34 protein-coding genes are annotated in these 25,489 nt (G+C 61.3%); 21 read left to right on the forward strand and 13 right to left on the reverse strand.

Annotated elements, in window-relative coordinates; genetic code table 11:
• Window positions 1-28: 28 nt before the first annotated feature.
• The 3 genes from ACZ9HU_RS07070 to ACZ9HU_RS07080 are packed head-to-tail and all read right to left on the reverse strand — an operon-like array spanning window position 29 to window position 2,485.
• Window positions 29-358, reverse strand: a complete 330-nt coding sequence (locus ACZ9HU_RS07070) for a 2Fe-2S iron-sulfur cluster-binding protein (protein ID WP_476104190.1) — start codon at window positions 356-358, stop codon at window positions 29-31.
• Between the two features lie 37 nt (window positions 359-395).
• Window positions 396-1,460 (reverse strand): cysteine desulfurase family protein, encoded by a 1,065-nt coding sequence (locus tag ACZ9HU_RS07075; protein WP_476103850.1) that lies wholly within the window; start codon window positions 1,458-1,460, stop codon window positions 396-398.
• Window positions 1,457-2,485, reverse strand: coding sequence for a cysteine desulfurase family protein (locus ACZ9HU_RS07080; protein WP_476103852.1), 1,029 nt, complete (start codon window positions 2,483-2,485; stop codon window positions 1,457-1,459). Before ACZ9HU_RS07080 ends, ACZ9HU_RS07075 begins: the two co-directional genes overlap by 4 nt.
• 157 nt (window positions 2,486-2,642) lie before the next feature.
• On the opposite strand from ACZ9HU_RS07080, the gene ACZ9HU_RS07085 reads away from it, so the two are divergent.
• A complete protein-coding gene (locus ACZ9HU_RS07085; RefSeq protein ID WP_476103854.1) occupies window positions 2,643-3,299 on the forward strand; it encodes an alpha/beta hydrolase in 657 nt (218 codons plus the stop codon).
• A 91-nt stretch (window positions 3,300-3,390) separates the two neighbouring features.
• On the opposite strand, the gene ACZ9HU_RS07090 is transcribed toward ACZ9HU_RS07085, so the two are convergent.
• Window positions 3,391-3,576, reverse strand: coding sequence for a hypothetical protein (locus ACZ9HU_RS07090; protein WP_476103856.1), 186 nt, complete (start codon window positions 3,574-3,576; stop codon window positions 3,391-3,393).
• Window positions 3,577-3,579: 3 nt separating this feature from the next.
• A complete protein-coding gene (locus ACZ9HU_RS07095; protein WP_476103858.1) occupies window positions 3,580-3,942 on the reverse strand; it encodes a hypothetical protein in 363 nt (120 codons plus the stop codon).
• A 529-nt stretch (window positions 3,943-4,471) separates the two neighbouring features.
• Here ACZ9HU_RS07095 and ACZ9HU_RS07100 point away from each other — a divergent pair.
• The 7 genes from ACZ9HU_RS07100 to ACZ9HU_RS07130 all read left to right on the forward strand — a co-directional run bounded on the left by ACZ9HU_RS07100 (window position 4,472) and on the right by ACZ9HU_RS07130 (window position 9,971).
• Entirely contained in the window at window positions 4,472-5,227 is a 756-nt protein-coding gene (locus ACZ9HU_RS07100) for a response regulator transcription factor (protein WP_476103860.1), read from the forward strand.
• Window positions 5,224-6,816, forward strand: coding sequence for a sensor histidine kinase (locus tag ACZ9HU_RS07105; protein WP_476103862.1), 1,593 nt, complete (start codon window positions 5,224-5,226; stop codon window positions 6,814-6,816). Before ACZ9HU_RS07100 ends, ACZ9HU_RS07105 begins: the two co-directional genes overlap by 4 nt.
• The gene (locus ACZ9HU_RS07110; RefSeq protein WP_476103864.1) at window positions 6,813-7,238 is read left to right on the forward strand and encodes an HPr kinase/phosphorylase; all 426 of its coding nucleotides are present in this window, start codon (window positions 6,813-6,815) and stop codon (window positions 7,236-7,238) included. The genes ACZ9HU_RS07105 and ACZ9HU_RS07110 overlap by 4 nt, the downstream gene beginning before the upstream one ends.
• Before the next feature lie 94 nt (window positions 7,239-7,332).
• Window positions 7,333-8,292 (forward strand): RNase adapter RapZ, encoded by a 960-nt coding sequence (gene rapZ, locus ACZ9HU_RS07115; protein ID WP_476103866.1) that lies wholly within the window; start codon window positions 7,333-7,335, stop codon window positions 8,290-8,292.
• A gap of 94 nt (window positions 8,293-8,386) precedes the next feature.
• A complete protein-coding gene (locus ACZ9HU_RS07120; protein ID WP_476103868.1) occupies window positions 8,387-8,791 on the forward strand; it encodes a PTS sugar transporter subunit IIA in 405 nt (134 codons plus the stop codon).
• 19 nt (window positions 8,792-8,810) lie between these two features.
• Window positions 8,811-9,089 carry an HPr family phosphocarrier protein gene (locus ACZ9HU_RS07125; RefSeq protein WP_476103870.1) on the forward strand — a complete coding sequence of 93 codons (279 nt, stop codon included), beginning with the start codon at window positions 8,811-8,813 and terminating at the stop codon, window positions 9,087-9,089.
• Between the two features lie 81 nt (window positions 9,090-9,170).
• A complete protein-coding gene (locus tag ACZ9HU_RS07130) occupies window positions 9,171-9,971 on the forward strand; it encodes a TrmH family RNA methyltransferase (RefSeq protein WP_476103872.1) in 801 nt (266 codons plus the stop codon).
• Here ACZ9HU_RS07130 and ACZ9HU_RS07135 read toward each other — a convergent pair.
• The 4 genes from ACZ9HU_RS07135 to recR all read right to left on the reverse strand — a co-directional run bounded on the left by ACZ9HU_RS07135 (window position 9,968) and on the right by recR (window position 13,322).
• Window positions 9,968-10,279 carry a hypothetical protein gene (locus tag ACZ9HU_RS07135; protein WP_476103874.1) on the reverse strand — a complete coding sequence of 104 codons (312 nt, stop codon included), beginning with the start codon at window positions 10,277-10,279 and terminating at the stop codon, window positions 9,968-9,970. The two genes, ACZ9HU_RS07130 and ACZ9HU_RS07135, sit on opposite strands and share 4 nt — an antisense overlap.
• 355 nt (window positions 10,280-10,634) lie before the next feature.
• Complete coding sequence (locus tag ACZ9HU_RS07140; RefSeq protein WP_476103876.1) at window positions 10,635-12,038, reverse strand: DNA recombination protein RmuC; 1,404 nt, start codon at window positions 12,036-12,038, stop codon at window positions 10,635-10,637.
• A gap of 52 nt (window positions 12,039-12,090) precedes the next feature.
• The gene (locus ACZ9HU_RS07145) at window positions 12,091-12,660 is read right to left on the reverse strand and encodes a peptide deformylase (RefSeq protein ID WP_476103878.1); all 570 of its coding nucleotides are present in this window, start codon (window positions 12,658-12,660) and stop codon (window positions 12,091-12,093) included.
• Between the two features lie 68 nt (window positions 12,661-12,728).
• Complete coding sequence (gene recR, locus ACZ9HU_RS07150) at window positions 12,729-13,322, reverse strand: recombination mediator RecR (protein WP_476103880.1); 594 nt, start codon at window positions 13,320-13,322, stop codon at window positions 12,729-12,731.
• A 53-nt stretch (window positions 13,323-13,375) separates the two neighbouring features.
• On the opposite strand from recR, the gene fmt reads away from it, so the two are divergent.
• Both fmt and truA read left to right on the forward strand, forming a co-directional pair.
• Window positions 13,376-14,284, forward strand: a complete 909-nt coding sequence (fmt, locus tag ACZ9HU_RS07155; protein WP_476103882.1) for a methionyl-tRNA formyltransferase — start codon at window positions 13,376-13,378, stop codon at window positions 14,282-14,284.
• The gene (truA, locus tag ACZ9HU_RS07160; protein WP_476103884.1) at window positions 14,281-15,027 is read left to right on the forward strand and encodes a tRNA pseudouridine(38-40) synthase TruA; all 747 of its coding nucleotides are present in this window, start codon (window positions 14,281-14,283) and stop codon (window positions 15,025-15,027) included. Before fmt ends, truA begins: the two co-directional genes overlap by 4 nt.
• A gap of 232 nt (window positions 15,028-15,259) precedes the next feature.
• On the opposite strand, the gene ACZ9HU_RS07165 is transcribed toward truA, so the two are convergent.
• Window positions 15,260-15,757 carry a hypothetical protein gene (locus ACZ9HU_RS07165; protein WP_476103886.1) on the reverse strand — a complete coding sequence of 166 codons (498 nt, stop codon included), beginning with the start codon at window positions 15,755-15,757 and terminating at the stop codon, window positions 15,260-15,262.
• Window positions 15,757-16,749 (reverse strand): cobaltochelatase subunit CobS, encoded by a 993-nt coding sequence (cobS, locus tag ACZ9HU_RS07170; protein ID WP_476103888.1) that lies wholly within the window; start codon window positions 16,747-16,749, stop codon window positions 15,757-15,759. Before cobS ends, ACZ9HU_RS07165 begins: the two co-directional genes overlap by 1 nt.
• A gap of 87 nt (window positions 16,750-16,836) precedes the next feature.
• Between cobS and ACZ9HU_RS07175 the strand changes: the two genes are divergently transcribed.
• Window positions 16,837-17,469: a glutathione S-transferase family protein gene (locus ACZ9HU_RS07175; protein WP_476103890.1), complete on the forward strand. Its 633-nt coding sequence runs from the start codon at window positions 16,837-16,839 to the stop codon at window positions 17,467-17,469.
• Here ACZ9HU_RS07175 and ACZ9HU_RS07180 read toward each other — a convergent pair.
• A complete protein-coding gene (locus ACZ9HU_RS07180; protein WP_476103893.1) occupies window positions 17,442-18,140 on the reverse strand; it encodes a winged helix-turn-helix transcriptional regulator in 699 nt (232 codons plus the stop codon). The genes ACZ9HU_RS07175 and ACZ9HU_RS07180 overlap by 28 nt on opposite strands.
• Window positions 18,141-18,209: 69 nt before the next feature.
• Between ACZ9HU_RS07180 and ACZ9HU_RS07185 the strand changes: the two genes are divergently transcribed.
• The 4 genes from ACZ9HU_RS07185 to ACZ9HU_RS07200 are packed head-to-tail and all read left to right on the forward strand — an operon-like array spanning window position 18,210 to window position 20,629.
• Window positions 18,210-18,995: a VOC family protein gene (locus tag ACZ9HU_RS07185; RefSeq protein WP_476103895.1), complete on the forward strand. Its 786-nt coding sequence runs from the start codon at window positions 18,210-18,212 to the stop codon at window positions 18,993-18,995.
• A gap of 52 nt (window positions 18,996-19,047) precedes the next feature.
• Window positions 19,048-19,686 (forward strand): glutathione S-transferase family protein, encoded by a 639-nt coding sequence (locus ACZ9HU_RS07190; protein WP_476103898.1) that lies wholly within the window; start codon window positions 19,048-19,050, stop codon window positions 19,684-19,686.
• Window positions 19,683-20,192 (forward strand): VOC family protein, encoded by a 510-nt coding sequence (locus tag ACZ9HU_RS07195; protein ID WP_476103900.1) that lies wholly within the window; start codon window positions 19,683-19,685, stop codon window positions 20,190-20,192. The genes ACZ9HU_RS07190 and ACZ9HU_RS07195 overlap by 4 nt, the downstream gene beginning before the upstream one ends.
• Window positions 20,192-20,629 (forward strand): SRPBCC domain-containing protein, encoded by a 438-nt coding sequence (locus ACZ9HU_RS07200; RefSeq protein ID WP_476104191.1) that lies wholly within the window; start codon window positions 20,192-20,194, stop codon window positions 20,627-20,629. Before ACZ9HU_RS07195 ends, ACZ9HU_RS07200 begins: the two co-directional genes overlap by 1 nt.
• Window positions 20,630-20,634: 5 nt before the next feature.
• Here ACZ9HU_RS07200 and ACZ9HU_RS07205 read toward each other — a convergent pair whose 3' ends face one another.
• Window positions 20,635-21,225, reverse strand: coding sequence for a J domain-containing protein (locus ACZ9HU_RS07205; RefSeq protein ID WP_476103902.1), 591 nt, complete (start codon window positions 21,223-21,225; stop codon window positions 20,635-20,637).
• A 58-nt stretch (window positions 21,226-21,283) separates the two neighbouring features.
• On the opposite strand from ACZ9HU_RS07205, the gene ACZ9HU_RS07210 reads away from it, so the two are divergent.
• From ACZ9HU_RS07210 to thiL, 6 genes are all read left to right on the forward strand, one after another.
• Complete coding sequence (locus tag ACZ9HU_RS07210) at window positions 21,284-21,562, forward strand: BolA family protein (RefSeq protein WP_476103904.1); 279 nt, start codon at window positions 21,284-21,286, stop codon at window positions 21,560-21,562.
• Window positions 21,559-22,005 (forward strand): NUDIX hydrolase, encoded by a 447-nt coding sequence (locus ACZ9HU_RS07215; RefSeq protein ID WP_476103906.1) that lies wholly within the window; start codon window positions 21,559-21,561, stop codon window positions 22,003-22,005. The genes ACZ9HU_RS07210 and ACZ9HU_RS07215 overlap by 4 nt, the downstream gene beginning before the upstream one ends.
• Window positions 22,006-22,163: 158 nt before the next feature.
• Window positions 22,164-22,826, forward strand: coding sequence for an ATP phosphoribosyltransferase (gene hisG, locus ACZ9HU_RS07220; protein WP_476103908.1), 663 nt, complete (start codon window positions 22,164-22,166; stop codon window positions 22,824-22,826).
• Window positions 22,823-24,118 (forward strand): histidinol dehydrogenase, encoded by a 1,296-nt coding sequence (gene hisD, locus ACZ9HU_RS07225; protein WP_476103910.1) that lies wholly within the window; start codon window positions 22,823-22,825, stop codon window positions 24,116-24,118. The genes hisG and hisD overlap by 4 nt, the downstream gene beginning before the upstream one ends.
• 25 nt (window positions 24,119-24,143) lie before the next feature.
• Window positions 24,144-24,593, forward strand: coding sequence for a transcription antitermination factor NusB (gene nusB, locus ACZ9HU_RS07230; RefSeq protein WP_476103912.1), 450 nt, complete (start codon window positions 24,144-24,146; stop codon window positions 24,591-24,593).
• Between the two features lie 5 nt (window positions 24,594-24,598).
• Complete coding sequence (gene thiL, locus ACZ9HU_RS07235) at window positions 24,599-25,471, forward strand: thiamine-phosphate kinase (protein WP_476103914.1); 873 nt, start codon at window positions 24,599-24,601, stop codon at window positions 25,469-25,471.
• Window positions 25,472-25,489 lie beyond the last annotated feature (18 nt).

Raw genomic sequence — 25,489 nt, forward strand, 5'->3', positions numbered from 1 at the left:
TAACAGGCTGGCACGCATATCCCAAGTGTTACCCGCGCTGCATATCGCGGCTTTCACCGGGAATTTTCACTGTCAGCCCATCATGATCGTCGCCCAGCGTGATCTGGCACGACAAACGACTGGTTGCGGCAACGCCGGCTGCCAGATCAAGCATATCTTCTTCATCGGCGCTGGCCGGTTTGAGGCGCGAAAACCAGTCGGGCGAAATCAGCACATGACAAGTCGAACAGGCCATCTGGCCCTCGCAAGTCCCCTCCAGCGGCATACCGGCGGCCTGCGCCACTTCGAGCAGGCGTTGGCCCGCATTGGCCTGGGCCTCGATACGCTGCCCCCCGGCGGTGATGAATTGCACCTTTATCACTATAAACAGACCCCTATCCGCTTAAACGGCCGCCCTATTGGGCTTTGGCTGCAGCATCGATTCGCTTCAAGGCCTCGGCAAACTCTCCGCTTTGCGTATAGCGCCCGAAACCAAGCCGGATAGAATTTTTTGCCTGTGCCGACGAAAGTCCCAGCGCGGTCAGGACATGGCTGGGCCGCCCCGACCCGCTGGCACAGGCCGAGCCTGCGGAAAAGGCGATGTCGCGCAAATCGCTCATCAATCGGGCAACGTCCAGCCCGTCGCGGCGAATGTTGAGATTGCCATGCCAGCGCTGCGCCTCGCTGCCATTGAGAGTCCAGTCGGGAAGGATCGCGCGGGCGATTTGCCACAGCGCCTCAACATGTTCCCCATCCTTTATCCACAGGTCTTTACACAGGGCGGCCGCCGCACCGAATCCGGCACAGAGAGCGGGGCTAAGTGTCCCCGAACGCAACCCGCCTTCCTGCCCCCCGCCATGGATCAACGGCAAGAGCGAAACACCATCACGCAGCCAGAGCGCGCCAATCCCCTTTGGCCCGTACAATTTGTGGGCCGAAACCGCGATCATATCCGCCCCGTCAGGCGCGGCCATCTTGCCCGCCCCCTGCACCGCATCGCACAGAAACAAGGCGCCCGCCGCATGGGCACGCGCGGCTAGTTCGGCAATCGGTTGGACCGTGCCGATTTCATTGTTCACCTGCATCACCGCGACCAGATCGGTATCGGGCGCGATCTCTGCATCGGGCGGCACCAAACCGTCAGAGGATACCGGCAACACATCCACCACCGCCCCGCATGCCCGCGCCGTGTCCAATACGGCGGCATGTTCAATGGCCGAAACCGCGATGCGGCGCGGGCGCAGGCCCTGAATGGCCAGATTGATCGCCTCGGTCGCACCGCTGGTAAAGGTGACGTTGCCACCGGGCGGCAAAATGCCCGCAACCTGATCGCGGGCAACCGAAACGGCGGCGGCGGCGGCGCGGCCGGGCCTGTGCGGGCTGTGCGGATTGGCGAAACCATCGGCGCCCAGCCAGTAAAGCATCGCCTCTCGCGCTTCGGGGGCCAGGGGCGTTGTCGCCTGATAATCGAGATAGATCAACGCCGTACCCCACGCAAAACCTTGAGCAAGGCGGCCAGATCGTCGCGCGTCGTGCCGCGTCCGATGGAAACGCGGAAAACCTCGCGCGCCTCCTCCTCGCTTCGCCCCATGGCCAGAATGACCGGACTGGGCTTCAGGCTGCCGCTGCTGCATGCCGACCCCGCCGAAATAGCGATGCCGGCCATATCGGCGCGGATCAGCACCGTCGTCGCATTCACTCCGGGCAGGCGATAGGCACCAATGGTGGCGATACGTTCCGCGCCATGGCCGATGACTTCGCCGCCCATCTCGCGCAATTCATCCTCGAACCACCCGCGCAGGACGGCAGCCTGAAACAGCCAGGACCGATCCGCCTCCAGAGCCGTCGCAAGGCCCAGAATATAGGGCAAATTTTCCGTGCCGCCGCGATAGCCCCGCTCTTGTCCGCCGCTGGGCTGAAGCAGGCCGAAATTGCGCACCAGCAGCGCCCCGATGCCCGGAGGCGCGCCAATCTTGTGCCCGGCAATCGCAATCATGTCGGCATCGGGCAAAGGCAATTTCCCCGCCCCCTGCGCGCAATCGGCCAACCATACTGCGCCCTTGCCACGGATCGCTTCGCCCAGATCGGGCTGAATAACGCCGGTTTCATTGTTCACCTGCTGCACCGCGATCAGATCGACCGACGGCAAGGCGCCCGGATCAATCCGCCCCAAACGGTCCACCGGAATGATCGCGTCCCGTTCCGCCAAACGCGCAACGGCGGGATGCTCCACCCCGCTGGCCGCGCGGCGCAGGGCCTGCGCACGGGTGTAGCCAATGGCCAGCGCCTCGGTCGCCCCGCCAGTAAAGATCACTTCTCCGGGCCAGTTCAGCGCCTTTTTCACGCGGTCCCGCGCCGATTCCAGTTGCGCCCGCGCCCCGCGACCCGCCCCATGCTGGCTCGACGGATTGGCCCATTCGCGCATGCCTTCGACGATCGCCGATTGCACCTCGGGCAGGATCGGCGTGGTCGCGGCATGGTCAAGATAGATCGTCGACTTGGGCATTTTAGCGCTCTTTTACACTTGGGACCGCGAAATCATTGCTTTCGCTAGGCGGCTTTCTATATAGCGCATCGCTTCCAATCACAGTCCCCGCCGCAGGTTTTGCGCGAATTTTGCGTAATGGCCGCCGGATCTGTCCACTTGATCAGGGATTTGTTCGATGCCCGCAGTGATCTTTCCCGGCCCCGAGGGCCGCCTCGAAGGCCGCTTTCAACCCGGCACCCGCCCGCGCGCGCCCGTGGCGATGATCCTCCACCCGCACCCGCAGGCTGGCGGCACGATGAATGACCGCGTGACGCAGGCTATGTACAAGACCTTTGTCGCGCGCGGTTTTGCCACGCTGCGCTTTAACTTTCGCGGCGTCGGCCGTTCGCAGGGCAGCTTTGACAATGGCATCGGCGAATTGTCGGATGCGGCGGCGGCTCTCGACTGGGTCCAGTCGATCCACCCGGAATCGAGCACGACCTGGGTTGCCGGTTACAGCTTTGGCGCGCTGATCGCGATGCAACTCTTGATGCGCCGCCCGGAAATCCGCGGCTTCATCAGCGTGTCGCCGCCCGCCAACATGTATGATTTCAGCTTTCTGGCCCCTTGCCCGGCCAGCGGCATCATCGTGCAGGGCGCATCCGACACGGTCGTCACGCCCAATTCGGTGCAGAAGCTAGTCGATAAGCTGCGCACGCAAAAGCACATCACGATCCACCATGACGAGATCCCGCGCGCCAACCATTTCTATGAGAATGAACTCGACGAAATGATGCGTGCCGTGGACAATTACCTCGACATGCGGCTTTCCCCGGATTGCCCGATCCGTTGATCGGGCGGGCGCCGGATTGCTCGATCCGTTGATCTGCTGATCCGACAAAATGCAAAACGCCCGATCTAATGGTCGGGCGTTTTTGTTTCCCTCAACGCGGTGCCGATAGCGCAGCGGGGGCGGGCAAACTCCATATCGCCACATTGGCCCCCAAGACGACCGCCAGAACGATCATCAGGATCGCCTGTTTACGCACGCCGCGACGCCACAGCGCGCCCGATCCGATCACCAACAGGATAACGGCCAGAACGGCCAGCGACAGTGCCACATCCATCATCGATCAGGCCTTGCCGAAAAATCCTTTGGCAAAACCGATCACATCATTGACCGCGCTGCCATCGCCATCCCGGTCGAGCAGGCTGTTGATGGTCGAGAGGATTTGCGGATTGTTCTGCAAAACCTGCGACACCTGACTCAGGCTTTCAACGCCCCCCATCGCGCTGACCACCTGATTGAGTGTATCGGGAGCAAGTCCGGTCTGCTGCGCGGCGGCCTCGACCGTATCACCTTCCTGCGGATAGGCCTGACCCAATGCGGTAATGGCATTTTGCGCGGTGGCCGGATCAATCCCGACCTTTTGCGCGATGGCCGCAACATCAACATTTCCGGACAATTGGCCCAGTAAGGAATCAAGCAAGCTCATCTCATCACCCTCCGCATAAAGAGCGGCCAGCATGACACGCCATCACCCCGCCGCCAAGAATTTGTGGGCCATAAAGGGCAAAAGGCGCCAGCGACATTAGCCACCGGCGCCCCTCCTCTCACCAATCTTCCGTGGTGTATGCGCGAAACTGAAATCTAAAGCCGGACAGACAACAACCCATCGCACCGGCGCAACAGGCCAGCATGATCGGAAGTGTCATCAAACAGCTTGGTCAAAACCGAATACTCCGTAAGAATGACCCGCAACATATGGGCCACAACAACAACGGTCGATTCAAGAATGGCTATTCGAAACAATTGCTTTGCGAAGAGCCCCCCTCACGCAGTTGCATACGAATTGACGAGGCTTTTAATAGACGACACTTGGCACTACGTCAAATGGCAGATTGCATTTCCACCTGTTTCCACGAATTTGATGCCGATGCGCCACGCCCCTCCCATTGCGCCGCGCCCCGCCACAGGCTACCGCTCATGCCTGGTTCAGCCGTTCCATGCAGGGCGTTTTCGGGATGAGCAGTAACGAAAAACCCGCTTCTTTCACGCCCCCGCGCCACACGATTGCGTTGGTGGACGATGATCGTAATATTTTGACCAGTGTTTCCATTGGCTTACAGGCCGAAGGATTCACGACGCGGGTCTATGCCGACGGGGCCAGCGCGTTAAAGGCTTGTTTGGACAATCCGCCCGATCTGGCCATTTTCGACATCAAGATGCCGCGCATGGACGGGCTGGAACTTCTCCAACGGCTGCGTGAAAAATCCGCGCTGCCGGTCATTTTCCTGACCAGCAAGGACGAGGAGCCGGACGAGGCGCTCGGCCTTGCCATGGGTGCAGACGATTACATAACCAAGCCTTTCAGCCAGCGCCTGCTGGTCGCGCGAATCCGGGCCATCCTGCGCCGGGTCGAGGTCGCCCGCGCCGACGCAGGCGATTCGTCGCCCGACGCCCCGCCCGCCCCCGACATGGTGCAACGCGGCCGCCTCAGCATGGACCCGGCCCGCCATGAAGTCCGCTGGGACGATAAGCCCGTTTCACTGACCGTGACCGAATTCCTGATCCTCGAAACACTGGCCCAGCGCCCCGGAGTCATCAAAAGCCGCAACCAGTTGATGGACTGCGCCTATAATGATGACACCTATGTCGATGATCGCACCATCGATTCGCACATCAAGCGCCTGCGCCGCAAATTCCGTCAGGTTGACCCGACATTTTCGGCCATCGAAACGCTTTATGGCGCGGGCTATTCCTTTTCCGAGGGCGGATGAGCGGGCCGGAGGGACATATACCGCGCCGCCCGACCTATATGCGCGGCGGCCCGTGGCGCGGCGTTTCGCTGACCACGCGCATTCTGGCAGTCAATGTGATCGTGTTGGCGCTGATTGCGTTCAGCCTTTTGTACATCGATTCCTATCGCCGCGAAGTGTTGGGCGAACGTTTCAAGCGGGCCAGCGGCGAGGCCGAGATTGCCGCCGAGGCTCTGGCCCAAGCATCGGATGACAAACGCGCGCAGGTTTTGACCACCATTGGCCGCCGCCACGCGCTGCGCCTGCGCCTTTTCCGCCCCGATGGCGCGTTGGAGGCGGACAGCTTTCTGCTTGCTCCACCATCCTTCCATCTGGCCGATCCCGCAATCCAGCCGTGGTATATGCAGGCCGCGCGCATTCTTGATCGCGGCATGGACGCCATTCTGGGTGCGCCAGAAGTGCCGGCCTATCGTGAACCCAAATCACCCGTACACGCCAATGACTGGCCCGAAGTGATCGAGGCGCGCAAAAGCGGACAGACTGCCGTGCGCGAAAGATATGCCCCCGACCGCACCCCGATCATCAACGCCGCCACCCCCGTCGGACGCCGGGGACAGGTATTGCTGGTCCAGCAAAATGCCCGCGATGTGACACAAAGCGTGCGCGATGCACGGCAGACATTGGCCATTGTGGTAGCGATTGCATTGCTGCTGACGGTCTATCTCTCGCTGTTTTTGGCGCGCACGATTGTCCAGCCATTGCGCCATTTGGTGCGTGCATCGGTGCGGGTGCGATTGGGGCGTGACCGGACGGTGGTGGTGCCACGTTTGCCGGATCGCGGCGATGAAATCGGGCTGCTGGCACGCGCCTTGTCCGATATGACCGAGGCCCTGCGGCAAAGGATGGACGGGGTGGACCGCTTTGCCGCCGACGTTGCGCATGAGATCAAAAACCCTCTAGCTTCATTGCGCAGCGCGCTGGAGTCATTGGATAAAATTGATGATCCCGATTTGCGGCGCCAATTGATGGACATTGCCAATCACGATGTTCAGCGCATGGACCGATTGATCAGCGAAATTGCCGAAGCAAGCCGGATCGATGCCGAATTGGCCCGCACAAAATTTGAACCGGTCGACCTGATCGTGCTGGCCGATGCGATGATTGGTGCGCGCGGGCGACGGGGCGCGAACCGTGATTGCCGCCTGACGCTGGAATATGCCGGCGATCATGAAGCCATCGTCGCAGGCGTTGCCGCAAGGTTGGAGCGGGTGCTGGAAAACCTGCTCGACAACGCGGTATCCTTTTCGCCGCCGGGCGGCATAATTCGTGTCGGGATTACGGCTTTGGTCGAACATGTTCTGGTCGAAGTCCGGGACGAAGGCCCCGGCATTCCGCCACAGGCCCGCGAGAGGGTGTTCGAACGTTTCCACTCGCTGCGCCCGGCGGGTGAGGATTTCGGGTCGCATTCCGGGCTGGGACTGGCCATCGCGCGCACCATTGTCGAGGCGCATGACGGCACGCTGACCGCCCGCGATCCCCTGCCCGGTGAACGCGGGGCAAGGCTGGTGATTGAATTGCCCACCTATCACCACGAGGCCGAGGAAGAATGAGCCAGTGGGCCAGACAATCGACATGCGTGGCCATCGAAGGCCGAGCCATGTTGATCGAAGGCGCGCCGGGCGTTGGCAAATCCTCGCTCGCACTGGCGCTGATAGACCGAGGCGCGGTGCTGATCGGCGATGACAGTGTTATGCTGGAGGAACGTGAGGGCGCGCTCTATTCCCTGCCCCATCCCAATACGCATGGGTTGATGGAGGTGCGCGGCGTAGGCCTTGTTGCCATGCCGGTCGCGCCCTTGGCCCCGGTGGCGCTGATGCTGCGTCTGGATGAAGGCGCGCCGCGGTATATTGAGCAGGCCCCGACAACGATTGTCGGCGAAATTTCCTTGCCGTGCATCACCTTATGGCCAGGTGCATCGGCATTGGCGCTGCGCGCGGAAATGGCGTTGCGGGTGCATGGGCTGAAGGTATGAAACGCGCCGGAAACTCTGATTAACCCTGAGATTGCTTTAATTAGCGTAAGACAGCCCTCTTCACTTTTTAACGGTCTGGGCGCACAGAAGGCAAATGACAGCCTCGGACATACATCCCGCCGCTTCGGACAGCCTTACCTTGCATGGCACTCCGGACAAGCAGCGCATCCTGTTGGTGACGGGCGTGCTGGGCGCGGGAAAGACCACGGCGCTGCGGGTTTTGGAGGATTTGGGGTGGGAAACCATCGACAATTTCCCCATCCGCTTTCTTGAACGCCTGCTCGATACCAGCCGGGAAGATCACGGACTGGGCACGCCCTTGGCCATCGGTTTCGATTCGCGCACGCGTGGGTTTGATCCCCAATCGGTGATTGCACTGGTTAAACGGTTGAGCACGCGGCAAGATATCGAACTGGCGACGCTCTATCTGGATTGCAGCGTGGGCGAATTGGAGCGGCGTTACAACGAAACCCGCCGTCGCCACCCCATGGCAACCGAAATGCCCGTTGCCACCGGCATTTCGGCCGAACGCGACATGATGGAGCCGCTGCGCCGCTGGGCCGATATCGTCATCAACACGACGGCCTTTTCGACCAATGCATTGCAACAGGCGATGCGCGAACAATTTGCCCCTGATTCGGGCCCGGCGTTAACCTTGACCATCACCAGTTTCGGCTTTTCCAAGGGGATGCCGCCACTGGCCGATTTTGTTTTCGACATGCGCTTTCTGGACAATCCGCATTGGGACAAAGTCTTGCGCCCGATGACCGGGAAAGAAGGCCCCGTTGGCGATTTTATCCGCAAGGACCCCGCCTTTGACGAGGCATTTACCCGGATCCGCGACATGCTGTTGCTGTTGCTGCCCCGCTTTCAACATCAGGGCAAAGCCTATGTCCATGTGGCGTTTGGTTGTACCGGCGGGAGACACAGGTCGGTTTTCATGGCCGAACAAATCGGCGCAGCCTTGCGCGCATCGGGATTTTCGCCCACAATGATTCACCGTAATCTGGGTTCACGCGCGGCCGACCTGGTGGAAGGAGTAGCGGCGCGATGAAACCCAACGCCTGTTTGCCTGCGAAAGGTCTTGCTCCCCACATGCCCTGCGCCTTTACCGTCAAGTTTCCACGAATGATGTTTGAGAATTGGGCATGATTGGCCTTGTTCTGGTAACCCACGGCCATCTGGCCGAGGAATTCGTTCGTGCGATGGAGCATGTGGTTGGCCGCCAAGAGGCCGTGGCAACCGTCTGTATCGGCCCCAATGACGATGTCGAACGCCGCCGCAAGGAAATTGCCGAGGCGATCAAGAATGTCGACAGCGGAGAAGGCGCGATCATCCTGACCGACCTGTTCGGCGGAACACCGTCAAATCTGGCCATTTCGCTGATGGAAGCGGGCCGGGTCGAGGTGATTGCCGGGATCAATCTGCCGATGCTGATCCGCCTGGCCGGCGCGCGCAAGGGCGCGAGCGTTCAGGTGGCCATCAGCGCGGCGCGCGACGCCGGGCGCAATTACATAACAATAGCGTCCGAATTTCTGGGCCAGGAAGCCTGAAAACAGGTGAGAGGGAAGCATGGGTGAAGCACGGGAAACCGTTGAAATCGTGAATGCAAAGGGCCTGCACGCCCGCGCAAGCGCGAAATTTGTCAATATGGTGGCGATGTTGCCGGGCGGCTTGAACGTCAAGGTCGTCAAGGACGGGACGGAGGCTGCGGGTGGTTCGATCCTCGGCCTGATGATGCTGGGCGCGGCGCGTGGCGACAATGTCGACATCGTGGTGGCCGGTGACGGCGCTGATCTGGCGCTGGCCAAACTGTCTGGTCTGGTCAAAGACGGATTTGGCGAAGACTAGACCCAATGGGTTCGACAGGACGACGCCGGGTGGTTATAGGCCCGGCAGTTTTCCTGTTTCCCCACAAGGCTTGCCTCTGACATGCGCCGCAACATCACCGGCTTTTCCAATCCCACGGTCAAATTCCTGCGTTCGCTGCGGGAAAAAAAGTTGCGCAAGCGTGAGGGCCGTTTTCTGGCCGAAGGTTTGCGCCTGCTGACCGATGCGCGGGAAAGCGGGCGCTTGCCGGAAACTTTGGTTATGGCTGAGGGACGCGATCCTCATCCCTTGCTCGATGCGCTGGAACTGGCCGTGCTGGATGCGGGCGGCGATGTGATCGAAACCAGCGAGGATATTCTTTCCAAGATCACCGGCAAGGATAACCCGCAGGCGATCTGCGGCGTGTTCCGCGAATTCGATACCTCGCTGAACATCATTGACCGCCATAGCGCGCCAATCTGGCTAGTGGCGCAGGCGATGCGCGATCCGGGCAATCTGGGCACGATGCTGCGTACCGCCGATGCGGTGGGTGCCGGTGGATTGATTCTCCTCGACGATTGCGTCGATCCGTTCAGCGTCGAGGCCGTCCGCGCCAGCATGGGTGCTATCTTTACCGAAAAACTGGCCGTGGCGCGTTGGGAAGAGTTTCTCCCCTGGCTGCGCGGCGGTGAAGGCCAATTGGTGGCGGCCAGCCTGCGCGAAGCCGTGCCCTATCGCGGCGCGCCCTATGCGGGGCCGTGTTTCATCATGGTGGGCAACGAATCGCGCGGGTTGCCAGAGGAATATGAAATGGCCTGTGACCTGCGCGTGACGATGCCGATGAAGGGCCGCGCCGACTCGCTCAACGCCGCCGTCGCGGGCGCCGTTCTGGCCTATGAAGTCCTTGCGACGCTTGACGCCTAATCGCCAGAAACAAAGGCCGTGATGACCCAGCGGCCCTTTATACGTTCGGCCATGATGCGATAATCGGTGACGGAACGCAGGCTTTTGGTGGCGACATAGCCCTGAAGCTTGCCGTGGCCGAGAACCGACACTTTCTGACGCTGACGACGCGGTTCCCATGGGCCGTTCAATTCGCTCATCGCCCAATCGATCCGGGCCAGTTCCTGCGCGCCCGACGGCCCGGCATAGAGCGGCACGTCCCGCCCCATGATCAATTGTCCCGCCGCCGGGTCATCAAGCGCAAAGCTTTTGGAGAAATACCAAGGCATCGTCGCAACGCCCCGGTGCCGCCTGCACCCAAGTTTCAGGACTTGATCGAGCGCCCGCCATAGACCGGCGCCATCACGCGACCTTAACCGACGCGCCAGTTCAGCGTTACCGCTGCCTCCTCCAAAATCGAGTTTAACATCGGGATCAACAAAGCGGATTAAGCCTTTGATATCACGATCACGAACCGATCGTACAATCTCACTGCGAAAAATAATGAAGCCGGGAATCGAGGCGCATTCATCGCGCGGTGCCAATCGGCCATCGACATGAACCGCAGAGGGAAGCCCGGCAAAAGCCGACACCGGGATCAACGTCAATACAAACCCCAGCGCTGGCCCCCACCTTGTCATCCGATCATTCCCCGTCTGGCCAAGGCAGCGCCGAAGGTTCGACCACATCGCCATGGCGCGGCTGACTTTCGACCAACACGACATCTTCGATCTCGCGCTTGCCGATTTCGATCCCCTTGTCGCGCAGGCGGCGGCCACTGGCCATCACATTGCGTTCAAAGCTACCGACGAACTTGTTGTAATTGTCCACGGCACTGGTCAATCCGCCGCCAACGCGCTTTAGGTGATCGCCCGCAACCGCCAGTCGATCATACAATTCGCCGCCAAGACGGCCGATCTCGCGGGCTTCCTGCGCCAGCATATCCTGTTTCCACACCATTGCCACCGTGCGTGCAATCGCAACTAAATTCGTAGGTGTCGCCAGCAGGACCTTGTTACGGAACGCGAAATCCCAAAGCTCAGGATCTTTCTCCATCGCGGCGGCCACAAAGTGTTCGCCCGGCACAAACATCACGACATAATCGGGCGCTTCGGCAAACTGGCTCTGATAGGACTTGGTCGCCAGCGTTTGCACATGGCCCCGCATGCTGGCCACATGGCGGGCCAGAGCAATGTCGCGCGCCACGTCATCACTGGCCTCAAACGCCTCCTGATAGGCGTTGAGCGAGACCTTGGCGTCGATCACCAGTTTCTTTTGCCCCGGTATCGAAACGATAGCGTCGGGACGCAACCGCCCTTCCTCGGTGTCGATCGAATGTTCGGTGACGAAATCGGTATGTTCGGAAAGACCGCATTGTTCCAAGACGTTACGCAGCGCCTGTTCACCCCAGCGCCCACGCGCCTTGGGAGCATTGGTCAGAGCATTGCCAAGACGCGCCGCTTCTTCGCGCACCTTTTCCTGACCATCACGGATCGATTGGATGAGGCCGGTCAACTGACCAAAAGCATCGACGCGCCCTTGTTCCAGAGCCGCAACCTGTTCCTCATAGGCCTTCAACCGGGCGCCGACCGGGGCCAGAACGGTGCTGATCCGCTCGGCCTGCTTTTCCTCGCTCTGGCTAAATCGCGCCTCGGCACGAGACAGGAAAGCTTCCTGCGCCTTTTCCAGAACGCGCGCACCGGCAACCTCGAACTCCCGCCGCAACTGATCCTGCGATTCGAGAAGCAGGCGCTTCTGCTCTTCAAAATGCTCTGCCTGCGCGCGCAAAGTTGCCAGATCGCCCTGCGCCCGAAGCATATCGGCCCGCGCGCGGTCCAGATCATGCGCCAAGGTATCCGCCCGCGCAGCCCGTTCACTGGCCGCGGCAAGGTCGGTAATCGCACGGCGGAACCGTTCATCCAGTTCCGCAAACGCTTTTTCGCGCTCGGAAACCCTTACCTGCAAATCGGCCAAAGGGCGGCGGCCAAAAAACCAGCCCAACCCCAGCCCCGCAAGCAAGGCCACAAACACAAAAACGGCAGATTCCACGGTTCACTCCAATCAGAACGAACCGTGAACCTAGGCCGTTAACGCCGCTAGATCAAGCCAGCTTGCGCGCCTTTTCCAGCTTCTTGAGCGCCATGTTACGTTTCAGACGCGAAAGATGGTCGATAAACAGGATGCCTTCGAGATGGTCGATCTCGTGCTGGATGCAGGTGGCCATCAGGCCCTCCATCGCTTCCTCATGCACGGTCCCGTCCAGATCCTGCCAGCGCAGGCGGCAGGTCGCGGGGCGTTCCACCTCGGCGTAAATGTCGGGGACCGACAGGCAGCCTTCCTGATAGACCGAAAAATCTTCCGACGGATCAAGGATTTCCGGGTTGATAAACACATGCGGTTCACGCTTCACCGGCTGATGCGTATGTTCATGCCCGCCGTGCGATGTGCAGACTTCGGGTTCGGCATCGGGGTCTTCAGGCTGAAGATCGACCACCACCACGCGCAGCGGCACGCCCACCTGAATGGCGGCAAGGCCAATGCCCGGCGCGTCATACATCGTTTCAAACATGTCCGCGACAAGCGTCTTGAGCTCATCATCAAACACGGTGACAGGGGCAGAAATCTGCTTCAGGCGCGCATCGGGCGCTTCCAGGATCGGTCGAATAGCCATAGGCCGCAGATAGTCTCACCCCGCCCCCGGCGCAAGGCGGTCCGTCCGATTTCTGTCATCGACCGGGACTAAACCGGACGCCTTGCCCGCAAGGCCTGCGCCAAAGTGCCTTCGTCAAGGTAATCCAGTTCACCCCCGACCGGCAAGCCATGCGCCAATTGGGTAACGCGGACCGGCATACCCTCCAGCCTTTCGGCGATGTAATGCGCGGTTGTCTGCCCCTCCAGCGTGGCATTCATGGCCAGAACGACCTCGTCCACACCGCCCGCCGCCACGCGGTCAATCAGGGGCGCGATCGACAGATCCTCTGGACGCACGCCATCCAGCGCCGACAAACGCCCGCCCAACACATGATAGCGCCCGGTAAACAGCCGCGCCCGGTCCAGCGCCCACAGATCGGCCACATCCTCCACCACGCAGATCGAGCGCGCATCCCGGCGCGGATCGGCGCAAATGGCGCAAGGGTTGGTCGTATCGACATTGCCGCAGGTGGTGCATTCGACCAGCCGGTCCTGCAACACCTCCAACGCATCACGCAATTGGCCCAGCGCCGTATCCCGGCGTTTGATCAACCACAGCACCGCCCGCCGCGCGCTGCGCGGGCCCAGCCCCGGGATACGCGCCAATACCTGCGCCAGTTGTTCGATCTCTTGCGATGCCATGCCGGTCCAGATAGGGCGGCGCGGAGCAAAGGCAAAGAGCCGGAAAGTGACTTATGCGCATCATCTATATGGGCACGCCCGAATTCGCCGTTCCGGCGCTGGATGCTTTGGTGGCCGCGGGCCATGACGTGGTGGCCGCCTATACTCAGCCGCCGCGCCCCGGTGGCCGCCGTGGCCGCGAATTGACGCCCAGCCCTGTGCATAAGCGGGCGCAGGAATTGGGCATTGAGGTCCGTCATCCGGTGTCGTTGAAGGGTGCGCAGGAACAGGCCGATTTCGCCGCCTTGAACGCCGATGTCGCGGTTGTGGCCGCCTATGGCCTGATCCTGCCGCGTGCGGTTCTGGCCGCGCCGCGCCATGGTTGCATTAACCTGCATGGCTCGCTCCTGCCCCGGTGGCGCGGCGCGGCGCCGGTACAGCGCGCCATTCTGGCCGGAGACGCGGAAACAGGCGTCGGCATCATGCAGATGGAGGCGGGACTGGACACCGGCCCGGTTCGCCTTGAAGGGCGTACGCCGATTGCGGACAAGACCACCGGCGAATTGACACTGGAATTGGCCGAAATGGGGGCGAGTCTGATCGTTCAGGTTCTTGCCGATCTCGACGCCTATCCAGCGAAGGCCCAGAGCGACGATGGCATCACCTATGCCCACAAAATCGACAAAGCCGAAGCGCGGCTGGATTTCAGCGCTGATGCCGCGCAAGTCCTGCGCCAGATCCGCGCCTTCATGCCCGCGCCGGGTGCTTTTTTTGAGCTGGAGGGTGAGCGGTATAAGGTGTTGTCGGCGGAGTTGTCCGATGGTGATGGCGATGCCGGCGTGACACTGGACGATGCCCTAACCATCGCCTGCGGCAGCAGCGCAATCCGCGTCACCTCCATTCAGCGCGCCGGAAAGCCCGCCATGCCCGTGGGCGATCTGCTTCGCGGTCGACCGATTGCCGCGGGGACCGTGCTGGCATGACGCGCTTTGCCTTTACGCTGGAATTTGACGGCACGCCCTTCATGGGCCTGCAACGCCAGACCCATGGCCCTTCGGTCCAGCAAGCCGTCGAAGAAGCGATCCAGCGCGTGACCGGCGAAGAAGCCTTGATGTATGCCGCCGGGCGAACCGATGCGGGGGTCCATGCGCTGTTCATGCGCGCCCATGCCGATATCCAAAAGGACATCGCCCCGTTTCGCCTGATGGAGGCAATGAATTATCATCTGCGCCCCAACCCCATCGCGGTGCTGGATTGCCAAGTGGTGGCCGACGATTGGCACGCACGATTTTCCTGCATCGGGCGCAGCTATATCTATCGCATAGTCAACCGCCGCGCACCGCTGACTTTTGGGCGGAACCACGCGTGGCTGATTGGCAAACCTCTGGATGCCGAAGCCATGCATGAGGCGGCGCAATTGCTGGTGGGACACCATGATTTCACCACTTTCCGATCGGTCCATTGCCAATCGGCCTCGGCGCTCAAGACGCTCGACAGCCTTTCGGTGCGGCGAGAAGGCGAGCAGGTGATCATCGAAACCGCCGCGCGTTCCTATCTGCACCATCAGGTCCGCTCGATGGTGGGGGCGCTGTCTTTTGTCGGCCTTGGGCAATGGCCGGTGGAACGGGTGGGTGAAGCGCTGGCTGCGCGTAATCGGCAGGCATTGCCGGTGAATGCGCCGCCCGATGGGTTGTTTTTCAACCGGGCGGTTTATCCGGGGGAGTAGGAAGGGATTAATGCGAGGGACGCGTCCCTCGCGCTCCCATTGCTGTCTTCGCTGCGCGCCGATTAGACCTTAGGTTTTAGGCGCAACGTTCCAAAATTAAAGCCTGCGGCGCCATTTATCCGCGCCGCAGGCTTTAAAAATCATCACACTACCACGGGACCAAAGCGCAACCCCAAAATGGGATTGCAAAGGGGCCAAGTCCCTTTGCCCGCCGGAGGCAAATCTCAAACACTCAACGCCCCGCCTTCATACAGCCATAGCGCACAACAATCGCCCCATTTTGCCGCGCAATCAGCCCGGCAAACGGAATAACCGAAAGGCTGCTATATTTGCTCCATTCGAGGAAATAGTCCTCTCGCTTGGCCGCAGCGCGCTTCTTCAGCTCGGCGGCACTTTGCGGAGTAAGGACTAGCTTACCTTTGGCGTTGGGCCGATAGGTCGCCGTCCAGAAAGGATCGTTGATATAGTGACCATGCCTTGCCAGCGACACCACACGTCCGGCGGCATCGAGACCATACGTATCCTCAACGTAGCTATCTTCGCTTTCGGTTCCCAAAAGCAGCCGGGTCACCGCCCCGCCCTGCCACTGCATTTCCGCCCATTCCACGGCTGTCTCGCCGGTTCGGGCAGCCTTTTGCATTTGGGCCGAGGTACGATACGCGCACCAACGCTGAGGACCTTCTTCCTGACCTCCAAAGGCCAGAAAGAAGGCCAATGCAGCAACAGGCATCAAGCCCGCGCCACCACGCTTTCGGGCAGATCGGTGCCAAACACGCGCTGATAATATTCGGCCACCAATACGCGCTCGGTCTCATCGCACTTGTTGAGGAACGAGAGGCGGAAAGCGAAACCAGCGTCCTTGAAGATTTCGGTGTTCTGCGCCCATGTGATGACGGCGCGCGGCGACATCACGGTCGAAATATCGCCGTTGATAAACCCAGCGCGGGTCAGGTCGGCCACGCGCACCATGTCGGCGATCGTCTTTTCGGGCAGGCCGGGCACCTTCTTGTGGACGATGCCCGTTTCAGTCGCGTGGGGCAGATAGTTCAGCGCAACGACCATGTTCCAGCGGTCCATCTGGCCCTGATTGATCGCCTGCGTGCCGTGATACAGGCCCGACGTATCGCCAAGGCCCACCGTATTGGCCGTGGCAAACAGGCGGAACCACTTGGACGGGCGGATCACGCGGTTCTGGTCCAGCAGGGTCAGCTTGCCCTCGGTTTCCAGCACGCGCTGGATCACGAACATCACGTCCGGGCGGCCCGCGTCATATTCGTCGAACACCAGCGCGGTCGGCGTTTGCAAAGCCCAAGGCAGCAGGCCTTCGCGGAATTCGGTAACCTGCTTGCCATCCTTCAAGACAATGGCATCACGCCCGATCAGGTCGATACGGCTGATATGCGCGTCAAGGTTAATGCGGATACAGGGCCAGTTCAGACGCGCGGCCACCTGTTCGATATGGGTCGATTTGCCCGTGCCGTGATATCCCTGAACCATCACGCGGCGGTTAAAGGCAAATCCCGCCAAAATCGCCAGCGTGGTGTCCGGGTCGAACACATAGGTGTCGTCGCGGTCGGGCACGCGTTCGTCCGCCACCGAAAAGGCGGGGACTTTCATATCGATATCAATGCCGAACACCTCGCGCACATCAACGGTGATGTCGGGGGCGCTCAGGATCGTGGTCGAGCGGCTGTCGGGCTGAATGTTCTGAATCTCGGTCATCGCGGGAAACTGCTAGCCGCTGCTTCTCGCGGCTGCAATATGTTTACTGGGTTCTGAAAACAGAATCGCTTGGGGAAAGGAATTATCATGAAACTTTATGGTGCCCTGTTTTCGCCCTTCGTGCGCAAGGTTGCGGTCGTGGCCGCGGAAAAAGGGATCGAACTGGACACTCCCGCCTTCAGCTTTGCCGATCCATGCGAGGACTTCCTGAAAGCCAGCCCCTTTCGCAAAATCCCCGCGATTTGCGACGGCGATTATCATCTCAGTGATTCCACCGCGATCTGCGCCTATTTCGACGCTCTGGTCCCCAACCCGCCGATCTATCCGGTCGACGCCCGCGCAAGGGGCCGCGCCGTCTGGTTCGAGGAATTGGCCGACACGATCATGGTGCCCGCGATTGGCCCGGCGATCTTTAACCGCTTTGTCCTGCCCCGGTTGCGCGGGGTTTCGGGCGATGAAGAATCTGCGCTGGCGGCTATCGCAAAATTCAACGACGTGTTGGCCTATCTGGAAAGCGTGACGCCGCAGCAAGGCTGGCTTGCAGGAGAATTTTCACTGGGCGATATTTCGGTGGCCAGCCTGTTGCGGACCATCGAGTACATCGACGCCTCACCGGACCGGGAACGTTTTCCCCTTATCACCGCATGGTATGACCGCGTTACCGCTCGACCGGCGTGGCAAAAGGTGGCTGTTCAGGAAGCGGCGCTCGTCTCAGCCTGACCAGAGGTAACCTGTGGTGGCAAGGCAAAGCAACGGGCGAACATCATGGCCGTATAGGCATCGCCCGTCAGCGCCACTTCCGGCAATGTGGCCAGCGGCGCCTTGCCATAGATAAAGCTTTTGAGTGGAGCGGTGTTGGGAACGGTCAGCGTGAAGTCGCCCTGCCCGTCCCCGCGCTCAATAGACAAAGCGCCGCCCTGCAATTGCACCGTAAAGCTTTCGCGCCCGATGGTGATCGTGCCGCGCATATCCATCGCCCCGGCTTTTTCCGGCACGATCAGCGCCTTTAACGACAACATCAGCGACACCGGTGAAAGCGCCAGCGACATATCGCGATCCGGCGACATCAACGCCCATCGGCACATGCCAATCAGGATCGGTTCCACCGCACGGCCCCATGCCGTCAAACCGTAAAGTCGGTCGCCTTCTTTACGAACCAGCCCCGATGCCTCAAACCCCGTCAGCCTCTCGGTCAGCACCCTCGCGCTGATCCCCGGAAGAGCAAAGCGCAGATCGGTAAACCGCCGCGCGCCCAGCATAAGTTCGCGTAAAACCAGCCCCGCCCAGCGTTCACCCAGCAGCTCCATACCCAGCGCCGCGCCGCATGCGTCGCCATACCAACGGCCATGGCCGTCGGTCATTTTGGGTTCGGTTACTTTTTCCAACTTCATAGTTGTATTTTGTAACCAGAGTGCCACGCTCTGTCGATACGAATCGCATCTGTTTTGGGGAGAAGATGCATGGAACCGCTCTTGGGCCAATGGATCTGGTACGAATTGATGACCAAGGACGCCGCGGGGGCCAAAAGCTTCTATGAAAAGGCGATTGGCTGGACCATCACACCGGGCGCCGAAGCACCTCTGTTTTATGGTCATATCGCAAGGTCGGATGGACGACAAGTAGGCGGAATTCTGCCACTTTCCGACGACAGCCTGGCACAGGGCGCGCACCCGATGTGGGTGGGCTATATCGCCGTTGATGATCTGGACGCGACACTGGCACAGGTGATCGAACGCGGCGGGCGCGCCCTGATGCCCCGCATGGACATTGCCGAGGGCAGCTTTGCCATGGTCATGGACCCTTGGGGTGCTTGCTTCTATCTGATGCGCCCCACCCCCGCCCCCGACAGCGCCCCCTCGGTCGCCTTTTCCCCGCGTGATGCGCAAAGCATGGGGTGGAACGAACTTTACACCGGCAATTTCGATGAAGCGCTTGGCTTTTATACCGAAATCTTCGGCTGGGCGCCCGCCGGATCGATGGATATGGGCGATTATGGTACCTATCAGTTCCTGTCGCACAAGGATGTGGTGATCGGCGCGATGATGCCAAAACCGCCGCATGTGCCGGTGGGCGGGTGGAACCACTATATCCGCGCCGCCGATTTCGACGCCGCCCATGCCGCCGTGGTTGCGGCGGGCGGCACTGTGCTGCACGGCCCCAGTGAAGTTCCGGGCGGCGACTGGATTATCAATGCGATAGATCCGCAAGGGGCCCCCTTTGCCATCGTGGGCCAGAAATTGGCTTGATAAGGGCGATATTTGCGATATCGTTCCGCAAATGTTCCAATGAGGATGCACCATGGCCAGCTATACGTTTTTCACCAATCCGATGTCGCGCGGCCAAATCGCTCGTTGGGCGCTGCATGAGGTTGGCGCCGATTACGAACAGGTGATCGTGGAATATGGAAAGCCCAAGCCGGAGGCGTTGCTGGCGGCCAATGGATTGGGCAAATTGCCGACGTTGGTGCATCACACGGCGCAGGGTGAATATCCCATCGCCGAAACCTCGGCCATCTGCGCCTATCTGGCCGAAACCGAGGCGGATGGCACGCTGGCCCCCACGGCGCAGGAACGGGCGGCCTATTACCGCTGGCTGTTCTTTGCCGCAGGGCCGTTGGAACAGGCGATCACGGCCAAATCCATGGGTTTTGAACCCAATGAGCGTCAGAAGGTTAGCGTCGGTTACGGCTGTTATGATCTGGTTGTCGAAACGCTGGCCGCGCATTGCCGAGACAATGATTTCGTGTGCGGGGCGCGATTTACCATGGCCGACGTCTATGTGGGCAGCCATGTCCTGTGGGGCACGATGTTCAAGACATTGCCCGAATTGCCCGAATTTCTGGCCTATGGCGCGCGTTTGGCCGAAAGGCCGAAATATGCCGAGGCCAAGGCCATCGACCACGCCATGATCGCCGCAGCGCAGGAAGCCAAGGCATGAGCGACTGGGGCAAAAGCAAAGGCACGCTTTGCCTGTGGTATGACAAGGCCGTGCATGGCGGCGCAGAGGCTGCGGCGCAATTTTACGCCGCGCTCTTTCCCGATACGGCGGTGGGTCATGTCATGCGCTCGCCCGGCGATTATCCGGGGGGCAAGGCGGGCGATGCGCTGGTGGTGGAATTCACGCTGCTGGGCTTTGCCTGCATCGGCCTGAATGGCGGCGGGCATACACAGCACACCGACGCCTTTTCAATGCAGGTCAGCACCGAGACGCAGGAGGAAACCGACCGTTACTGGGATGCCTTGATCAGCGACGGCGGACGGACAATGGCTTGCGGATGGTGCGTCGACCGTTGGGGCATCCGGTGGCAGATAACGCCGCGCGCGTTGATCGAAGGCATGGGCGATCCCGATCCGGTGGCGCGAGCACGGGTCTTTGCCGCGATGCAGACCATGGTGAAGGTGGACATCGCCGCCATTGAAGCCGCAAGACGCGGAAACGCATGATGCACGAATTATCCATCACCCGCTTTATCGCCGCCCCGCCGGAAAAGGTCTGGGACGTTCTGGTCAATCGCCAAAATGAATGGTGGTGCCCCGCCCCATGGCGTGCCGAGGTGACGCTTCAGGATCGTCGCCCCGGCGGCGCGTGCGAAATGACCATGTTCGGCCCCAATGGCGAGGAAGTGCCCTTGCGCGGCATCTATCTGGCATGGGACGAAGGGCGGCGGTTTGTCACCACCGATGCGGTCAATGGCGATCTGGAACCGGCCGGACCGTTCATGATCGGCATTTGGGAAGTGGCGCCCGAAGGCGATGGCACCCGCTATACCGCCAGCGCCCGCCATTGGACCGCCGAGGCCAAGGATCAGCACGAAGCCATGGGCTTTACCCAAGGATGGGGCGCCTGCGCCGACCAACTGGCCGCCTTGGCGCAGGCGTAAATGCGTCAGGCCATGCCGGGCAATTTGCGCAGCATTTGATAGGCTTCGACCACCTGTTGCAGCTTGGATTCGTGCCGCCGGTCGCCGCCGTTGCGGTCGGGGTGATAACGGTGGAGGAGATCGGAATAGCGCACCCGCAATTCCCGCCGACTGGCATCGACGCCAAGCCCCATCGTGTCGAGGGCGCGCTTTTCATCAAGGCTGACCATGCGCCCGTCGGGCCATGCCATCGGGCGCATCGCCTCCTTGGCGCGGCGCGCACGTTGGCTGATCGCGTCCAACGGATCGGAAAAATCGGCCCAGCGCGGGGCCGAATCGATACCCGCCGTCGGGCGAAAGGCGCGGGCTTCCTGTTCCCAGCCGTGGATGGGCGATTGCGCGGCCCAGATTTCCTCCGGGCTCATCCCTTCGAAATAGTCATATCCGGCGTTGAAGGCGCGGATATGTTCAAGGCAAAACCACCGGAAATTGCCCGGCCCGTCAAAGCCGGAAGCCTTTGCGCCCGGTGCGCGGAATTCGCCTGCTTCGTTGCATCCGGGCCATTCGCATGCCCGATGGGAACCTTTTACCCTGCCGTGAAATCGATCCTGAACCATCTTTCTCCCTTGGCGAAATATGGGCTAGGAGAAAAGACCAAGCTTTTGAGGAAACCTTATGTCCGGCCCGCTCGCCCAGGAAATCACACAACGTCTTACGGCCGCTTTTGCTCCCGAACGGTTGGAGGTGATCAATGATTCGCATCATCACGCCGGTCATATGGGCGACGACAAATCGGGCGAATCGCATTTTACCGTTGTCATTCAGAGCGCCGCCTTTGCCGGGGTGAACCGCGTGATGCGCCAACGTCTGGTCAATCAGGCGCTGGGCGACATTCCGGGCCAGCGGGTCCACGCCTTGGCCATCAAGGCTTCGGCCCCCGGCGAGGGCGCATGACCACCCGCCGCATCCGCCGCGCCTCGCGCATTCTGCTGCTCAATGGCGCGGGTGAATTGCTGCTGTTCCGCTTTACCCCCGACGACCGCGCCCCCTTCTGGTGCGCGCCGGGGGGCGAGGCCGAGGAGGGCGAAACCTATGACGAAGCCGCCACGCGTGAATTATGGGAAGAAACCGGCATTCGCGCCGATTGCGGCCCCGAAGTTGCCCGCGTAATCAGCGATTTCGTGACGCTGGCCGGTGAACCTGTGACGGGGGACGACCGCTATTACCTGCTGCGCATGGACAATCCGATCATCGACACGGCAGGCCATACCGAAACCGAACAGGCCGTGATGCGCGAATATCGCTGGTTTGCGCATGGTGAGATCGCCGGTTGGCCCGAAACGATCTATCCCTATGACCTGACCGAAATGCTGGAGCGGGTATTGGCCAAGGCTTGACGATACCCGTTAACCCATGCGCCAAGGCCGCGCGCCGTTCTGATCGCAATGGCGCGCCAGTCCTTTCAAAGTCTCACGCACATGGACGATTTCCATGATCGGATTCTCTGTTGTCATGGCGGTTGCTCTGGGCTTCAATGCAAACTAATGCGGCGCGCATGTCTTTCTCGTCCAAACCGCTCACCTTTGCGATCCCCAAGGGGCGCATCCTCGATGAAGCTCTGCCGTTGATGGCGCGCGCTGGTGTCGTGCCCGAAGCGGAGTTCCATGACAAGAAGTCGCGCGCGCTGTCTTTTGCGGTCGAAGGATCGGACATGCGCCTGATCCGTGTGCGCGCTTTTGACGTGGCGACTTTCGTGGCGCATGGCGCGGCGCAGGCCGGGATCGTGGGATCGGATGTGGTCGAAGAATTCGCCTATCCCGACCTGTATGCGCCGGTGGATCTGAACATCGGCCATTGCCGTCTGTCGGTGGCCGAACCGGTTGACGCCGACGACACCGCCACGGCCAGCCACCTTCGCGTGGCCAGCAAATATCCACATCTGACGCGCAAGCATTATGAGGCCAAGGGCATTCAGGCCGAAGTGGTCAAGCTGAATGGCGCGATGGAACTGGCGCCAATGCTGGGTCTGTCGGGGCGGATCGTCGATCTGGTGTCGACGGGGCGGACGCTGAAAGAAAACGGTCTGCGCGAGACGGAAACGATCATGCAGATTTCGGCCCGTTTGATCGTCAACCGCGCCGCGCTGAAAACCGATCCGCGCGTGGGCGAGTTGGTCGAACAATTCCGCGCCATGGCGGCGCAGCAGGTTGAGGCATGATCAAGCTTTATTCCAAAGACCCCGGCTTTGCCGAGGCATTTGAAAAGATCGTCGGCGACCGGCGCGAAAGCGATGCGGGCGTAACGCAGGTGGTGCTCTCGGTTCTGGCCGATGTGCGCGCGCGCGGCGATGTGGCACTGGCCGAATACACCGCAAAGTTTGACAGCCACACGCTGGAAACGCCCGATGACTGGCGCATCAGCGCGCAGGATTGCAAAGCGGCCTTTGATGCGCTGCACCCGACGCTGCGCGATGCGTTGGAAACGGCGGCCAAGCGGATTGCGGCCTATCACGCGGCGCAAAAGCCGGAAAATCGCGATTATGTCGATGAAACCGGCGTGCGTCTGGGCGCGGTATGGCGTCCGGTCGATGCGGCGGGGCTGTATGTCCCCGGCGGCCGCGCGGCCTATCCCTCCAGCCTGTTGATGAACGCCATTCCCGCCAAGGTGGCCGGGGTTGAGCGTCTGGTCGTCGTCACCCCCACCCCGCGCGGATCGGTCAACAACCTTGTTCTGGCCGCCGCGCATTTGGCGGGCGTCGATGAAATCTGGCGCGTGGGCGGGGCGCAGGCGATCGGCGCGCTGGCCTATGGCACGGATCGGATCAAGCCTGTCGATGTCATCGTCGGCCCCGGCAACGCCTATGTGGCCGAGGCCAAGCGCCAGCTTTACGGCGTGGTGGGCATCGACATGGTGGCCGGGCCGTCGGAAATTCTGGTGGTGGCCGATGGCAAGAACAATCCGGCATGGATTGCCGCCGACCTTCTGTCTCAGGCCGAACATGACCCGGTGGCGCAATCCATCCTGATCACCGATGACGCCGAATTTGCCGATGCGGTTATCGGCGCGGTCGAGGTCGAATTGCAGGCTCTGGCCACGCAGGCCACCGCGCGTCAGTCATGGGACGAATACGGCATCGTCATCGTCGTGGATGATCTGATGGGCGAAGCGCCCGCGCTTTCGAACCGTCTCGCGGCGGAACACATCGAAATCGCCATCGACGATCCCAACGCCATGTTCGCCCACATCCGCCACGCAGGCAGCGCCTTTCTTGGCCGCCATACGCCTGAAGCGATTGGCGATTATGTGGCCGGACCCAATCACGTTCTGCCCACCGGGCGCCGCGCGCGCTTTGCCAGCGGGCTTTCCGTGCTGGACTTTATGAAGCGGACCAGCTTCCTGCAACTTGACGAAGCCGCTCTGGCTGCTATCGGCCCCGCCGCTGTTGCCCTTGCCGATGCCGAAGGGCTGCCCGCCCATGGTCGCTCTGTTGCGATCCGGCTTGGTCAATAAATCGGGCCATATAAGGAATTCATTGATGAGCAAAGCTCCCAAGTCCCAATCACGCTCGGTCGCCCGTCTCGGCGCGGTGCAGGCGCTGTATCAGCATGCGATGGAGGGTACCCCCCTGCCCACGCTGCTGGATGAATTCCACCGCCACCGTCTGGGCGCGGAAATCGAGGACATCCAGTTTGCCGATGCCGACCGCATCCATTTCGACGATGTGGTCAAGGGCGTCGTGGCGCGCGGCGAAGAAATCGATGCGCGCATTTCGGAAAAGCTGGCCGAAGGCTGGCGTCTGGACCGTCTGGACAAGACGATGGTCCAGATCCTGCGCGCGGGCACCTATGAATTGCTGGCCCGTGACGATGTTGCCGGGCCGACGGTCATCAACGAATATGTCGATGTCGCCCACGCCTTTTTCGACGAACGCGAAGCCAAGTTCGTCAATGGCGTGCTGGACGCCATTGCCCGCGCGGCACGCTGATCCGTTTGGCGGGAGAACTGGCCTTTATCGAGGCGCTGCGCGCGCTGGCCAGCGATCCCGCCGCACGCGGATTACGGGATGATTGCGCCGTCCTGCCCTTTGGCGGCGAGGTGCTGATCCTGACCCATGACACGATGGTGGCGGGGGTCCATTTCCTGCCCGATCAGGATCCGGCCGATGTGGCGTGGAAACTGGTGGCCACCAATATATCCGACCTTGCGGCCAAAGGCGCCGCGCCGGTCGGGGTGCTTCTTTCCTATCAACTGACCGGCAACGAGGTGCGCTTTCTCGAAGGTCTGGCGCAGGCGCTGGCGGAATATGGCGTGCCTTTGTTGGGCGGCGATACGGTGGGCCACGCGGGGGCGCAGGTTCTGGGCCTGACCGCGCTGGGCCGCGCCACTTGTTCGCCGGTGCCGGGGCGCGATGGCGCAAGGGTTGGCGATGCGGTGTATCTGACCGGCCCCATTGGCGGCGCCATGGTCGGTTTGGAGGCTTTGCGAGCAGGTCGCCCGGAAGCCGAAAGCCTTGCCTATCGCCGCCCGGTGGCGCGTCTTGCCGAAGGGCGGGCTCTGGCGCCTTTGGTCACGGCGATGATGGATGTCTCCGACGGACTGCTGCTCGACGCATCACGCATGGCACGGGCCAGCGGGGTGACGATGGACCTGTGCGCCGATGCCATCCCACTTGCCTGCCCCCCCGAACGCCGGGATGAGGCGATGCGTTGGGGCGATGATTACCAATTGCTGCTGACCGCGCCTGCCGAACTGGAATTGCCGGTTCCTCTGCACCGGATTGGCGTGGTTGTGGCGCCCGGCGATGCGCCCGTCACAATCGACGGCGCAGTCCCGTCCGGCCAATTGGGCTATCAACACCAATAGAGTGCAGGTTGGGCAATC

The organism is Novosphingobium sp. Sphag1I, assembly GCF_056279125.1.